Genomic DNA, 13715 nt, shown 5'->3' with positions numbered 1-13715 from the left:
TTAATCACCACATCAGTAAGTATTCAGCTATAGCACTTGTTCATACCCAGATCCCCGACTTCTGATAGCAATTTATAATTTTTGGACACAATAAATAAAAGAAGTCAGGGATCTGATATTTAATCATCACCTACTCGCAAATCAATCCAACTTACAAGCAAGAAAAATAAAGGAGCAAAAAACACGATACTTGCAAACCAAGGAGTTAAAGGATTGGTGCTATTCATCCCAAACAAGTGATCAATAATAGAAACACCAAAAATACTACTTAATACAGTAAAACCTAAACTACCTAATAAAAATGACAATAAAATAGGCTGATATTTTTGGGTAGCACTTTTGTATATACTGCTAATAGTAGTGAAAAATAAAATGGCAATAATCGCATAAGTAATCACATTAATTCCAGCTAGAGTACCTCGGAAATCAGAGGAAAATAAGAGACTTTTGGTATGTTCTATACTATAGCTTTGAAAAGGCAACCATAGGAGAATACCTAACTCACAAATAATCAGATAAGTGAGGTATTTATTTTTATTAAAGATGGAATCTGGAGCAAAAAGAATATTTGACACCAGTGCTACAAGTTGAACACCACAAGCAACAATACTGAGAAAATTGAGAATGTAAAACGATCTACTTAGGGAAAAATATTGATGATTTTGTTGCCAAACTTGATAGGATGTGGCAATTCTTAAAAGTCCTTGAAATCCTTTTTTATTATTACTTTTTTTTAGTCGTTTAATGGCTGATTCTAATGCGGATTTTTTGATAATTAAATTGCCTTGTTTGTCAAAAGCTTGATTAATATTAAAAAGGTTTTGGGGAATACTTTTGATCTGTGATTCTGAAGTTTCCCAATCTAAATACAGTGTTTTTAGTTTCTCAGATTTAATTGTTGTCATCGCTTGGGAATTAAATTCTAAAAACATCATGCGATCGCTATTAATCTCGAAAAACAATGCCCCCAAAGTAATAAAAATTGTCACCAATGTTAAAATTAAAAAAGAGCGAGTTTGTACCCGAATCATACAATGCACTCTATAAGCTGCAAATAAAGACATCCAAAGAAACAGGGAAGGATAAATGATAATATGGGGGTAAAGTTGAGCGTAAAGTGTTAAAGTTTCCCGTCCATTAAACTCGGTGAATATGCCCACAGGTAGACAAATTAGCATAGCGATCGCTATTATTGCCAAAACCATTTCCCATTGCCAAGATAACCTTCTTTCAGAAAATAAACGATTCCAAGTTACTTCTTTAGCTAAGGGGTTAGCAACAATTACAGGTAGCCAACTTTTACCAGGTTCAAATTTTTTTTGTAACTGTTGACGGGCATAATTCATTGCCGCAAATAAAGAGCGATCTTGTACAAATGCCTCTAAAAAATACCTTAATAATTCTCTAGCTACGGCAGATTCAACTCTTTCGCGCATGACAATACAATAAGGCAAAGATAGCTCAGTTAATTGATTTGCTAATCCCAAACCATCGCAGGAATTAAAGATAGCTATTTGTAATTTTTTCTGAATTGCACCTGTTAACAAATCTCTTAACTTGGCAATTTCAATAATGCCTTCTTCCCCATCGGCGGGATTAATTTGAATCCTACCAATACGTCCATTGCGATCGCTTTCACTATGGCCAGCAAAAAAGAAAATGTGCCAACCTTGACTATCTTGTAAATTCTCTTCTAACTGTTTGCGTGTAGGTTGTCTGAGGATATGAGGATCGCCACCATGTCGCCGCAAACTTTTAATAAAACTGATTTCTTCTGCAAAATTAAGTTTTTCATCACCAAATACTACCAATATCCGAGCAGTTGCTTTTAATTGTGCTGTTTGTTTTTGTGTCAACCGTTTAAAATTAGTCGCACTAATGGCAACTTCTACCCCATTGCTAGTATACCCTGCTAAAGTGTCCCATTCTTGCCAAGGAAGTCCCCGTAATTGTCTATCTTCTGTTTGAACAATAATTTGAACTTCATCTTTTTGACTTATTTTCTCCCTAAATTGTTCCAAAACCAAACTTACACGAGGATCTGGTTGTCCATTTTCATCAACCCAACCATCCCTACCTAACCATTGGTTTAATTCTGCTTTCAAAGAATTAGCTAATTCTGTGAGATTAATGACCCCAAAAGTGCGATTTTCCTGGTTTTTAACAACTTTGCGATCGCCTTGTAAACCAATATAATCTTGCCAATCTTTAAACTTATTTGATAAAGATTTTGGGAGAGGAGAAAGAAAAGAAACCAGTTCTTCTATTTGTCCATATTGATCATAAATAGCAAGAGTGACAGGTAAAACTTCAGAATTATTGATTTGCACCCTACCACCAATTTTAAAGGAGATTTTCCAAGTCATAAACACTCCTTTTTAAGCAATGAAATATTCTCTAATAAAACTTTCTCCTATCCGCAATTCTACCCAAAATTCTTCACCTGGAGATAATTCTAGGGGTATAGATATCAAATCACCAGATTTATTTACTGTTTCTGTATGTGTATGTGATTCATCTGGTACACTCACTTGCATACCCATAGGTAAAAAAGTATTTTCACTTTGAATAGTGACTATAACATTAACTAATTCCTCACTGGGTTGGGAAACGGAAAGCTGCATTTTAAATATTTGTCCTGCTAGGGAGATATTTTTATTGCAGATAGCATTTCTCAGATTCCGCGTTGCAGGTTGCCAATCTCCCTCATAAATATTATTCAACCAATTTCTTAAATAAGTAATTTTTTTTTCTGTAAATTCTAGGGATATCTCATCATTTTCTGCTGTTTCCACTAGTAAAGATGTTTCTTTCTCAGATAAATAATCAATCAGAGCATCCATAGATTGTAAATCTGTTATTTGTAATTCTTCATGTTTAGTATCAAAACCAGGTAAAAAACCCAGCAATACGGCTTCTTTTTCTGAATCAGCAATTTCTATAAATAAATAGCCGATGTTATGCCTAACAATATTACTAACAATATCAGATGGTAAAATTATTTCTTTTTGTTCTTTTTTAATGACACAACATTCTAAATTACCTAATCCTAATAATTCTAATTCATTAGCTTCACTCCATAAACGTTGAATGACATCCCATCTTTCTGTCCGATTCAGATTAGTCTTAAAACCAAGTATCTGAAAATAAGCATCAGCAACAAATACAGCCAAGGTATTCAAATAAATTCTTTGTTGTATATTTGGTGTAAAATATTGTGCTGCATAAGTTCTAGCTTGGTGGCGAAAGGATGCAGTAATGGGAAAGGTAATAGCTAAATCATGTAATACATTTAGTTTATTTAGTTTATCATTCATTGTTTTCTTCTCCAAATAATTTTTGATTTTCTGCTAACCATTTTTGCAGTAATGGTTCACATTTTCTATTCCAATGGGATCTCAGCGAACCCTGCGGTGATCCAACTTCATCAGCTATTTCTTGCCATTTTTTTCCTTGGATACGGTTCAGTTCAGCAAATAATTGACAGTTAGCTTTTGGGTTATCTCTGATGTGACAATCTTTAAGAACATTATCAGGATCTTCTATAATCCATTGCTTAAATGATTCCCAAGTTGCAATGAGTAAAGTCGCATCTATGGGAGAAACTCTTTGCTCTAATGGATCAATAGATATTTCATCATTTTGTAAGACAGACTGTATGCGATTTTTATAACCGTTGACTGTTCTTATTTCATCTCTGTACTTATTTATTAGACACCTGTTAAACCAGTGTAGAAATAATCCCCGATCTGGATCATACTTCTCACATAATGTTTTACTAGATAAATCAACCAGAGTTTTTTGTAATGCTTCTTCATAAATATCCTCGTTGTTGTCATTCCCTGCTGATGGCCTCCAAATACGTCCTGATTTGAGAAGCGATCGCAGTAAACCGTTGATTGCTTGACGGTGCTGGCGGGTGTCTTTGGAATACTTGCAAGCTTCCTTGACGAGGATTTGCAGGTGGAGGTTTAGATCATCCATATACTTATGACATTTTAGTAAGAGCATCATTAAGTATAGAATAATCTCTACTATTATTTATACGAAGAATAGTTAACTCCTGTTGCAAATATTTGTTTATATTTATTTATGGTTTTTATGGTTTTTTGGAGGGCGATCGCGCTGATCCGATATAATAGTATAAATAGAACTTACGCCAAACAGACCAAAAGTAGGGGTGATTCATGAATTACCCCTAGACGAGAATCAGGTTTTTAGTCCAATCTTGCGTAAGTCCTAAATACTATCAACAAGTCTTGATTATGCAGATTAGTGAATAAATTACAATCAAAGTGAGTCCTAACGTTGCTCAAGCTTATCAAAAAGCAACAGAACGGAAAAAGCAATCTTTGGTAACGCTGGTTAGTTTATTTTTACGAGAGGATCTGAATGAGGAAGTTGATTTTCTTGGTAAATTGATGGATGAAATTAGCGATAGAGCAGTTTCTAGAGACTTGACACCAGAAATTTTGGAAACAATTATGAATGAATAATCTCCCTAAATAATAATCTGGATTGATATTGGGTTTTGTTGATTCAACCAACCAAAAAGCGATCGCCTCTTATACATTACTATCATCGCATTTTCAACATTATTCAGGACCTACGCGAAAAAGACCGAAAGTAGGGGTAATACCCTTCGGGAAGCAAGCTACATGAATTACCCCTACAAACTAATTTGGAGTCTGATCCTGTCTATTCACTGAGGTAGTCATCAATACGTAACGATGTTCCGTCCTTCAGATATTTATTGAGTCGGTTTAGCAATATCTCCGACTTTAAATTTTCCACCACCAATAATTTTGCCAACACTAGATGTACCATCTACCTCAACTAATTCAATTATGCCAATTGGTTGAGTAACATTGCGAATAACTTTACCTGTAGTGGGGTCTTTAACTTGTTTTGTTACCCTTTCAATTGATAACTTCATTCCCACTCGATAACCATCTGATTTGCCTTTGTTTAAAATCACAGTATTTCCTGTGGCATCAGCTACGGTAGCGGTGACACTTGGTAAAGATTTTGGCAAAGATGCTAAATCTGTTGATTTATTATTTAATTCCGTAACGACTTGATCGATGGCTTTCTCTGTTGCCTTTGTTAATAACTTACTTTCATTAACTGTTACTGAACCTCCACCAAATGGACCAACTCTAACTTGAGTATCTGACTGACTATCATTACCATTACCTTCGGCAACAAATAATATTTCTGATGTAGTAGTATTCACTACCCGGATATTCAATTTGACGTAAGCATCTGTATCAGTAGATGCTGCTCCGAATCCTAAAAATCCTCCTCCAGACTGCCGTTGCTGAAGGTCAAATTGAGTTACTGAGCCAATTATAACTGCTTCTACACCTAAAATCTTACCAATTTGAGCCGCAGTACCAGCATCAACTCGTCCAGAATCACCGAAATTTTGTTCCCTCAAAATTGCGTCTATTTGACTGCGTTCAATGACAGAAAAATTACCATCTTTGACTAATCTGTTGACTAGGATATCACTTACACCCTTGCTTCCTCCTTGTAAAATAGATAACAGATTAGGGTTGCTAACACTGCTGAAATCAAAATCAAGAACGGCAATTCTCACTTTTTCTTTACTTGCCAATCTAAAGTTTCTTGAGGAATTATTACTTTGGGCAATTTTTGGTATTTCATTTGCATTAGCCTGTTTACCCTCAAAAATTCCTGAACTGAGAATTAAACATGAGGTAATCACGGGCAAATATAAGCTAAACACTAAAGTCGTATTTCTACAGCAACGAATTTGATTCATCTATTTATCCTTGTTAAGCGAATATAGAGCAATAGTCAGGTCAGTTGTAAAACCCTGGTTGTAATCTTGAAAAATCAATCAATTTTCACTGTATTAAGCATAATTTCCAATTCTTGTGAAATGAATGTTTGATGAGTGATAAAGTAAATTGCTGAACTAGATGTAAATACTAAATACTGTTTACAATCTATATACGAACCAGATTCACTCGGTGTTGCAAAAAGGTAAAAAAATTTCAAGATTGTGACAACTTCCTCCTGACTCCTGTACAGGTCGAGCCAAAAACGCTGGTAATCCAAAGTAATTATCTAAAATTGTCCTTGCAGCATTCTACCTTTGATTTTACGGACATAATTACCTTTAGTATTTATACATTCCTGCATTCTCTTATTTTGGGCTGGAGTAGTGCGAGAATCAGAGTTATTTCCTGCTAATAATCCCCAACCACTGGAAGCACCAGTATTATCACTAAATGCAGCTAAAACAGTAGAATATTTGCTTAAAAATTCATACTCTGGTAATTCTCTAACATTCATTACCTGGATTTCCTGATTGTTCCCATCAATGTAAAGTTGACCTCCTCGATTTGATACGCTACTAATCATAATTTCTTCTCGTCCACGATAGTTATTAGGTGGTCCGTCAACTATTTTGATGCAAATTTTTCCATTACGATTTAAAATCTCTCTCCTAGAGTTATTAAACATAGTTCCTTGTGTATAATAAGCACCTGAAGGAAGTTTAGATTCTGGTTTGGGTGATGCAAATGCTAAGGGTGATATTGATGTAATTAATGCAGTTGTGATTGTGAAACTAATAAACAAGTTTTTCATTTTTTCTCCAATAATTTTTGTTAGCTATTATCTGTTATCTAAATGCAAACCACGTATCCCCAATCAAGTTTTTTTCTTGCTCTTGGGTCACTCTCTAAAATACATTTAAAGCGCCCAACGTCATTATTTTCTAATAAGCCGTAACTTTCAACATGATCAGTTTGATATTCTCCAAAGTCAACTATACTAATTGATGAGCAATTATCTATAATGTCTTTGGCAATTCTAGTTAAGAACTTATCAGAATTTAAGACAGATTGTGTAGCAGGACCTCTTAAACCAAAACCATAGGAAAATGGACGATTTTTAGGATAGTTTTTGTCATGTTTGTAATGTTGAGAAATATTTTCTTGACTTGTATAAACAACTTTGACCTTTCTATTTTTTTGAATTTGTTTTTTTGCGCGTTGTAAAGCAGTATTACATTCAACAGATGGTTTTCTATTTTGTGCTTGTGCTGATGATGAAAACAAGAGCATAATATTGGTAAAAATTAACCCGGTAGCAATTATTTGATTAAGCCGCATATACTAGCCTTTGTATTGACTATTTGGATAATTTGAAAATTTGGCAATTTCTATGGTTTTTTTGAGCATTCTACACTTCTGCTAAAATTGTAACCAAGCTAATTTTGTGGTTTTGATGTATTAAGCTGATTACCAGAAACTGCTCCATACTTCTTTAAAATTACAGCCATTTCACTTGAAGCCTCATCCAATACAGTTCTAGGTGTATTGATAAAAACCGATGAAATTGTATTCGGATTAGCACCATGTTTTAATAAAAGTTCTGCTGCTTCAGCATTTTGCTTATATCGTACTACCTCAGACAAAGCCAAAGAATTACCATCTCCCTCATTAGGTTTTGCTCCTGCTTCCAAAAGAGCTTTGAGAGTTGGTAGATTCATGTCATATCTTTTGACCACACCGACAAGTAAAGAATGATTCCAAGAACCTTTTTGATTGGGATCAGCCCCTGCATTGACTAATAATTTGATCAGGTCTGGATTAGATATATATACTGCTTGTTCTAATGACAGAGAGTTCCCATCTTTACCATCTTTAGCCACTGCTCCCTTATCTAATAACAACTTCACAGTCGCTTGATTTCCTGATAAAACAGCTTGCGATAAAGCTGTGCAATGGTTGTCACCACATCCCACAGAACTAGGGTTTGCACCTTTATCGAGTAAAATTTTTGTGATTTCTTCGCTCTTATAAGTAGCAGCAACTAAAGCTGAGGAGTTTATACCATCAATATCTTGAGGATTAGCTCCTTTATTAATTAATAATTCCACTACTTCCAGATTATTTCGCTCTGCTGCAACAGTAAGATAAGATTGTTTATTTTCAATACTAATGTTAGGGTCTACTCCTGCATTAAGTAAAATCTTAATAATTTCTGTGTATTGAGGTTGAGGCTCTTGATCTACAGTAGCATGAAGAGCATGGGCTAAGTAATATTTATCTTTAGTTTTGCTAACTAACTTCTTAACAATTTGAACACAACCTCCTTCAGATGCTCCCAATAAACCATATCCTGGTTCCATTCCTCCTATCAGAAAGTCATCAATCGGTAGGATATCGCATTTATATGTGACTTGGTAAAAAACATTTTTATCAAATTGTAAACCCATTGCAAATAGGTCTTTTCTTGCTTGTTCTGGGCTTTTTCCACAACTAGCTAACAATGATAGTATGAGGAAGTATCCAGTCAATTTCTTCATTATTTTCTCCTTTTTATAATCTTATGACGACAGGCAATAGCACAAAAATATCAAAATATTTCAATAATTAATCTGCCTTTTGTTGTTTGTAAATGCCAAAGGTGATATTAAATTCTTGCTAGATTAGAATGCGATGGGGTAAAATTCCGATAAATTAACCTTCACGTTCCCGTTCTTCTTGAATCGCTTTTTTCGCTGCTCGTTCACTCATAAAACTAATGGTAGATGCTAAGGCCCAGGCAAAAAGTCCGATATGAATTAACAAACCAATAACAAGCCAAAATCCTAGCGTTACCAAAATCAGCAGGTCGTTAATAATAGCTAAAACCAACTGAATAAATCCTTCAACTCTCTTGTTAGTAAACAACAGAGTTCCCAGACCAGGAAATAATAAATTCAAGAAAATTGCCAAACAACCCATAATTTTTTACCTCATTTTTTGTTACTAAATTCAGATAAACTCTAGCAGCAATATTATAATATTATTTCCAAGCCATTTCATCCACAGCTTGTAAATAATAATTAATAGCCTCTACCTCCTCCTCTAATCTTTCTACTAAAATTTGCGACTCTATTACTACCTCCATTTCCGGATCACTTATATGGTCAATCAGCTTATTTTTTAATTCTAATTCTACATTATCTAACCGTGCAAAGTAATCATTTTTTAGTGTTTCTAGTCTATCAACAGCTTGAGAAATTCGATTTTGTAAACTTCCAACTTCATCTACTGTTGTTGAACTAAGATGCTGACTTTTTCGTACATTCTCTATCTTTTGATGCACATAGTTTACATACTCCTGATATGTTTTGATAAAATTGTTTTTCTGATCGGAAAAATAGTTTTCTATTTCTACTATATTAATAGCTTCTGTTTTTGAAAAATGCAAATAATTTTTATGTTTCTTTGTGTTTTGTACATATTTCCTCCAGGAATTTATTAAAGGTATCAATACTAAACATACTATAAAAACACCAAAATCATAATATACTTTTGATATCACTATTAAATTGAGATAAAAACTAATTACGGAAATTCCCAACATAGTAAACGATGCTAGAATCATAAACAACCAAATAAAAGCGATTGTTCCACGGGGAAAGACTAATTTTAATTCGGGTTCTTGCAATTTTAATTGCTGAAGACGCTGATTCATGATAATTCTTACCACGTCAGATTCTGAGATATAGAGATTAATATTTTGAAGATTCAAATCCATAGTTATAACTCCATATCAATTTCCAGCAGTTGGTACTACATTTAATGCTGTAATTATTGAACTTAATATGTTTTCCAGTTCTTGAAAGTTATGTAAAAAGTTATCTAATTTGCAAGATTTTTCTCCTGTAACTTCAAAAAAAGTCAAATTCTTATTTGTAGTTACAACTGCAAGTTTCTGTAATGGTTTATTATTTTGACGAGTAATATTGATAAATTGCATCCAAAAATTAGGAGTATTTTCCTGATTACCTAAAAGAAATTGTACTACTTTTGGTTGAGATATTTCTTCTTTTTTGGGTGATATCATTTCTACAATTTTTTCCATAAACCGATAGGATAGTAATTTTCTGGAAGCATTTTCATTATTTGTAAAAACATAAAATTTGTCTTCTATTTCCATATTTTCTACACTGTATTCCTCACAACCTCGCTGCATAAATCTTTCTGGACTGCGTTTATCCCTACTCAAAAGTTCTAGTCTAGGATAATCTTTACTAACTGTCATTGTTTTCCTGTCTTCTCTGATTTTTTTGGTGGGACTAGGTGCAGCTTTTTTAGGAATCATAACTGTTAAAAAGTCACTATTAAGATTTTCCTTTTCATATTCCATTTGATAAACAATACCTTTGAAATAACAAACAATTCTCCTATCATATCTATCAACAAATTTATCAATCTCTGTAGCCTCTTTCTGGGAATTAAGTATATATACAGGTTCTACATCTGCTATGTAAAAAGGTCTTTTATCAATTGTAAAGGCAAGGGTATTTTTTTCCGTGTATTTATAAAGTTTATTGTAAAACAAATTAGCTAATATTGGTTGCATCTGATTCTTAGATGAAATTTGAGGTTCAAATATTATCTGTTCTGCATCAGGAAAAATGATTTTTACAAAGCCTTCAATTGCATCTTTACGAAGATAAAACAATAGATTGTTATATTTTCTGATAAAAAAATCAATGCGATTTTTAGCCAAATTAATACCAAGCATTAGCCCATAAATAACACCTGAACTTATTAGAGAAGCTAGAATATAAGAAAATCCTGAATCTACAAAAAAGAGGATTATGAAAGTCAAAATACTGCAACCCAAAATACCAATGACAATCCGTGCAGTTAAAATTAATCCCCCAAAAATTAGCTGATTTTTAATCTTTTCCTGTCTAGCTTTTTCAACTTCCATCAGTCTGGTATTAAAATCATTACCAGTAAATAAGCTCTCAACTGCATAACTATGTTTTTGACTCAGTTTTTCACTCATATCCTATCTACCTCAACTTCATTCCCTATACAACAAACTAAACATTAAAATTTACATCAGAATCTTGTCTTTCGTCAGCAGTTGCTTGGAAATAAGCCTTTTGTTGAAATTGTTTGAAAAGAAGTTGTGCAATAAATCCAGTGGGAAAACTCACTAAATAAGTATTAAATCTTTCAACACTATCGTTATATGTTCTTCTAGCTGCTGCAATTTCTTCTTCTAGTTCAGCAATTTGTTTATTAAAGTCTTGAAACCCGCGTATGCTTTGGAGTTGTGGTAAGTTCAATATTTGATTCCACATTCTTGATATCTGGTTTTCTGTATCAAGAAAAGCCTGTTGATTTCCCCGTTGTAAATTAGCTTTTTCTACTAAATTAGTCAATGCTTCAAACTGATTAATAATGCTTTTTTGTTCTGCATTAACACTACTAACCAACTTTTTAATAACACCGTGTCTTCTGGATAATTGTGTATCTATTCCAGAAAAGTTTCTCTCAACTCTGGAATTAAGTCTGTTGATTTGATTGTAAATTTTGGATACAAAATATCCCAATAGTCCCAGTATTGCTAATAGAAAAACAAATGTCTGACCCATGATAAACTCCTGATGAAAATATTGATAACAACAAACTGAAACAGTTTGCTAATTATTCTCGAACTGGTTTCAATACAAAATATCTAAACCAACTCTAGTGATGAAAAAATCAGACACTAAAACTATCGGTACTAGCAATAGTGCATTGCGAGAAGATAAACCCAGTACCCCTATGAGTGCTGTATTCAAAAATAAAACAAATGTAGTCCAGCAAAATACCGAAATTAAAGCCATTAATTCTGCTGCATTACTACCTAATAACCACAACATGAACAGAAAAAAGGTAATAGGGGCAAAACAACAACCTGTAACAAATATGAATTGTTGATAATTACCAGATCCTTTAAATATTTTGCGGGTGATCCACAAAACTGCTATCATCCCTAACACGGGAATTGTGGCAGCTAAAATAACTCGCAAGTGTTCTGAAAAACTTAACTCGGTCTTATAACTTGTACCAAATAAACCCCCGAAAGAAAACAATGGTGCAAGGGATTCTATGGTTTTTGATACTGCCATCCAAGCAGCTAAAACAAATAGAATACAAAGTGCAATTCCCGCATATAAAATTCTACTATCTCCTAAACTGTTAATTGCCGTTTGCAGTCCGTTATTTGGATCATTCCAAATTAGTTTTAACGCACTCCAAACATCTAAAACAGCAGTTTTACCTGTTTCTACTACTAACTGTGGGTTTTTGGATTGGGATGTAAGAGAATTAACTACTGAGGTAGAATCAAAATCATCTCTATCAGTTAGTTCATCAGGATTTTGATTTTCTGGCGGTATGGAATTTGACATACTGTTAGGCAGTGGAAAGTAATGTTTTATAAGTGACAATGCATTGAACTAAACAGAGACTTTTGATATCGCCTACAATTTATATACGGATTAGATTCACCCTGTGTTGCAAATAGTGAGGAAATTTTTTTTAAATACCTCTAATCTTTGATTCATATGGGTTTTAGGTTTATTCAGTATCTCCTAAGTAGAACTAAGTAAAGCCAAATAAAGCGATCGCACCACATTATTTCACTAACAAATAACAGCAAGTTATTTATTTCAGTCAAATTTAGCAAATATGGGCTTATATTAGATTCATAGATTGTTTAAATCTATGATTTTTATACAAAAAACATTAACTTCAATAAATTGAACTAGGAGCGAACTGCTTGCAGCAGTGCTTTACTATTGCTCTTTAATAACACCCCACCATACATCATACTACAATTAGTTCATATTACTTCATGTAATAAATACGACATTGATAAATATTACCTACTCATACAGCATACTAAGTAATTTATGATTTTTTGCAACTGTGTAGAAAAATTCACAACTGTGTATAATACGGACTAATTCATAAAATATATATGAAAAATAATTACTCAATAAATGCGATAGATACTGACTCAGGTAAGATGTGATAGAAAATTTGTCTATAATAAAAACAAATGAGGTGAAATTATGCAATTTGTTTCAGATATAGAAGTTAATCAAGCTTTTGCCGCAGTCATTGATAAAGTGCAACATGAACCTGTAACTATCCGTCAGCAAAATCGTGATGTTGCGGTTATTATGTCTATTGAAGAATATCAACGCATAACTCGGATTAATATTCAAGAATTTCAACAATTTAGAGAAAATATCGGACGTAAAGCTCAAGAACGTGGTTTAACTGAGGATAAATTAAAGAAGCTTTTAACTGAAGATTAGTAGATTTATGCGTCTAGTCCTTGATACTAACGTTTTAGTTACTGCTATTTTGTTTCCTAAGTCTGTTTCGGCACAGGTTTTAAACTGGGGAGAAGACAATGGAATTATTTTATATTCTGCCGCTACTTTAACAGAACTTTTGTCTGTTCTGAGACGATCGAAATTTGCTAAATATATTGATTCTGATGACATTGATGGGTTGTCTATCCGTATTAAAACTACATGGTTTCCTGTGGAAATTTTAAAGCAGGTGAAATTATGTCGAGATACCAAGGATGATAAATTTATCGAATTGGCTTTAAATGGTGATGCTTCACATCTTATTACTGGAGATGCTGATTTGCTGATCTTACATCCAATTGAAAATATTCCTGTTATCAATCCACGTACTTTTTGGGATGAAATAACGAGATCAAAGTAGTTTTTGGTATTAAAACTACTGAAATGCAATACTACACAGTCCAAAGTTATCTAATTGAGTTGTTAGTCAGTGTAGGCGAAATTGGTTTGTTTTGTATAGCCGCAATTTCTAAGCTGTTACGCAGCTAAATTTTATAATCCTAATATTCTTAGC

At 33.3% G+C, this 13715-nt stretch carries 15 protein-coding genes; 3 read left to right on the top strand and 12 right to left on the bottom strand.

Annotation, left to right across the window (positions count from 1 at the left end; genetic code table 11):
- Positions 1–119: 119 nt before the first annotated feature.
- Genes H5968_RS01210 through H5968_RS01200 form a run of 3 tightly spaced genes read right to left on the bottom strand, consistent with a single transcriptional unit; the run spans position 120 to position 3984 of the window.
- On the bottom strand, positions 120–2366 hold the full coding sequence (locus H5968_RS01210; RefSeq protein WP_187038481.1) for a CHAT domain-containing protein: 2247 nt from the start codon (positions 2364–2366) through the stop codon (positions 120–122).
- 12 nt (positions 2367–2378) lie between these two features.
- On the bottom strand, positions 2379–3317 hold the full coding sequence (locus H5968_RS01205; RefSeq protein WP_187038480.1) for a DUF1822 family protein: 939 nt from the start codon (positions 3315–3317) through the stop codon (positions 2379–2381).
- Complete coding sequence (locus H5968_RS01200) at positions 3310–3984, bottom strand: sigma-70 family RNA polymerase sigma factor (RefSeq protein ID WP_255427005.1); 675 nt, start codon at positions 3982–3984, stop codon at positions 3310–3312. The genes H5968_RS01205 and H5968_RS01200 overlap by 8 nt, the downstream gene beginning before the upstream one ends.
- A gap of 311 nt (positions 3985–4295) precedes the next feature.
- Between H5968_RS01200 and H5968_RS01195 the strand changes: the two genes are divergently transcribed.
- The gene (locus H5968_RS01195; protein WP_222620516.1) at positions 4296–4496 is read left to right on the top strand and encodes a hypothetical protein; all 201 of its coding nucleotides are present in this window, start codon (positions 4296–4298) and stop codon (positions 4494–4496) included.
- A 254-nt stretch (positions 4497–4750) separates the two neighbouring features.
- On the opposite strand, the gene H5968_RS01190 is transcribed toward H5968_RS01195, so the two are convergent.
- From H5968_RS01190 to H5968_RS01150, 9 genes are all read right to left on the bottom strand, one after another.
- The gene (locus H5968_RS01190) at positions 4751–5788 is read right to left on the bottom strand and encodes a CsgG/HfaB family protein (RefSeq protein WP_187038478.1); all 1038 of its coding nucleotides are present in this window, start codon (positions 5786–5788) and stop codon (positions 4751–4753) included.
- Between the two features lie 308 nt (positions 5789–6096).
- Positions 6097–6621 (bottom strand): hypothetical protein, encoded by a 525-nt coding sequence (locus H5968_RS01185; protein WP_187038477.1) that lies wholly within the window; start codon positions 6619–6621, stop codon positions 6097–6099.
- Positions 6622–6659: 38 nt separating this feature from the next.
- On the bottom strand, positions 6660–7148 hold the full coding sequence (locus H5968_RS01180; protein ID WP_187038476.1) for a hypothetical protein: 489 nt from the start codon (positions 7146–7148) through the stop codon (positions 6660–6662).
- A gap of 98 nt (positions 7149–7246) precedes the next feature.
- Entirely contained in the window at positions 7247–8347 is a 1101-nt protein-coding gene (locus H5968_RS01175; RefSeq protein ID WP_187038475.1) for an ankyrin repeat domain-containing protein, read from the bottom strand.
- A gap of 154 nt (positions 8348–8501) precedes the next feature.
- Entirely contained in the window at positions 8502–8768 is a 267-nt protein-coding gene (locus H5968_RS01170) for a hypothetical protein (protein WP_187038474.1), read from the bottom strand.
- 61 nt (positions 8769–8829) lie between these two features.
- Positions 8830–9567, bottom strand: a complete 738-nt coding sequence (locus tag H5968_RS01165) for a hypothetical protein (RefSeq protein WP_187038473.1) — start codon at positions 9565–9567, stop codon at positions 8830–8832.
- 15 nt (positions 9568–9582) lie between these two features.
- Positions 9583–10830: a DUF3137 domain-containing protein gene (locus H5968_RS01160; protein ID WP_222620515.1), complete on the bottom strand. Its 1248-nt coding sequence runs from the start codon at positions 10828–10830 to the stop codon at positions 9583–9585.
- A gap of 37 nt (positions 10831–10867) precedes the next feature.
- Positions 10868–11425 (bottom strand): LemA family protein, encoded by a 558-nt coding sequence (locus H5968_RS01155; protein WP_187038472.1) that lies wholly within the window; start codon positions 11423–11425, stop codon positions 10868–10870.
- A gap of 69 nt (positions 11426–11494) precedes the next feature.
- A complete protein-coding gene (locus tag H5968_RS01150; RefSeq protein ID WP_187038471.1) occupies positions 11495–12226 on the bottom strand; it encodes a hypothetical protein in 732 nt (243 codons plus the stop codon).
- A gap of 666 nt (positions 12227–12892) precedes the next feature.
- Between H5968_RS01150 and H5968_RS01145 the strand changes: the two genes are divergently transcribed.
- Both H5968_RS01145 and H5968_RS01140 read left to right on the top strand, forming a co-directional pair.
- A complete protein-coding gene (locus H5968_RS01145) occupies positions 12893–13141 on the top strand; it encodes a type II toxin-antitoxin system Phd/YefM family antitoxin (protein WP_187038470.1) in 249 nt (82 codons plus the stop codon).
- Between the two features lie 7 nt (positions 13142–13148).
- The gene (locus H5968_RS01140; RefSeq protein ID WP_187038469.1) at positions 13149–13562 is read left to right on the top strand and encodes a putative toxin-antitoxin system toxin component, PIN family; all 414 of its coding nucleotides are present in this window, start codon (positions 13149–13151) and stop codon (positions 13560–13562) included.
- Positions 13563–13715: the final 153 nt, after the last annotated feature.

This window comes from Sphaerospermopsis sp. LEGE 00249 (assembly GCF_014299995.1).
GTDB lineage: Bacteria > Cyanobacteriota > Cyanobacteriia > Cyanobacteriales > Nostocaceae > Sphaerospermopsis > Sphaerospermopsis kisseleviana.
This window is presented reverse-complemented; position numbering and strand designations above follow the sequence as displayed.

Excerpts from the sequence above, each read along its gene's own strand:
- H5968_RS01185 (WP_187038477.1), bottom strand. The coding sequence starts at position 6,621 with ATGAAAAACTTGTTTATTAGTTTCACAATCACAACTGCATTAATTACA.
- H5968_RS01145 (WP_187038470.1), top strand. The coding sequence starts at position 12,893 with ATGCAATTTGTTTCAGATATAGAAGTTAATCAAGCTTTTGCCGCAGTC.
- H5968_RS01190 (WP_187038478.1), bottom strand. The coding sequence starts at position 5,788 with ATGAATCAAATTCGTTGCTGTAGAAATACGACTTTAGTGTTTAGCTTA.
- H5968_RS01155 (WP_187038472.1), bottom strand. The coding sequence starts at position 11,425 with ATGGGTCAGACATTTGTTTTTCTATTAGCAATACTGGGACTATTGGGA.
- H5968_RS01210 (WP_187038481.1), bottom strand. The coding sequence starts at position 2,366 with ATGACTTGGAAAATCTCCTTTAAAATTGGTGGTAGGGTGCAAATCAAT.
- H5968_RS01180 (WP_187038476.1), bottom strand. The coding sequence starts at position 7,148 with ATGCGGCTTAATCAAATAATTGCTACCGGGTTAATTTTTACCAATATT.
- H5968_RS01150 (WP_187038471.1), bottom strand. The coding sequence starts at position 12,226 with ATGTCAAATTCCATACCGCCAGAAAATCAAAATCCTGATGAACTAACT.
- H5968_RS01140 (WP_187038469.1), top strand. The coding sequence starts at position 13,149 with ATGCGTCTAGTCCTTGATACTAACGTTTTAGTTACTGCTATTTTGTTT.
- H5968_RS01205 (WP_187038480.1), bottom strand. The coding sequence starts at position 3,317 with ATGAATGATAAACTAAATAAACTAAATGTATTACATGATTTAGCTATT.
- H5968_RS01200 (WP_255427005.1), bottom strand. The coding sequence starts at position 3,984 with ATGGATGATCTAAACCTCCACCTGCAAATCCTCGTCAAGGAAGCTTGC.
- H5968_RS01160 (WP_222620515.1), bottom strand. The coding sequence starts at position 10,830 with ATGAGTGAAAAACTGAGTCAAAAACATAGTTATGCAGTTGAGAGCTTA.
- H5968_RS01175 (WP_187038475.1), bottom strand. The coding sequence starts at position 8,347 with ATGAAGAAATTGACTGGATACTTCCTCATACTATCATTGTTAGCTAGT.
- H5968_RS01170 (WP_187038474.1), bottom strand. The coding sequence starts at position 8,768 with ATGGGTTGTTTGGCAATTTTCTTGAATTTATTATTTCCTGGTCTGGGA.
- H5968_RS01165 (WP_187038473.1), bottom strand. The coding sequence starts at position 9,567 with ATGGATTTGAATCTTCAAAATATTAATCTCTATATCTCAGAATCTGAC.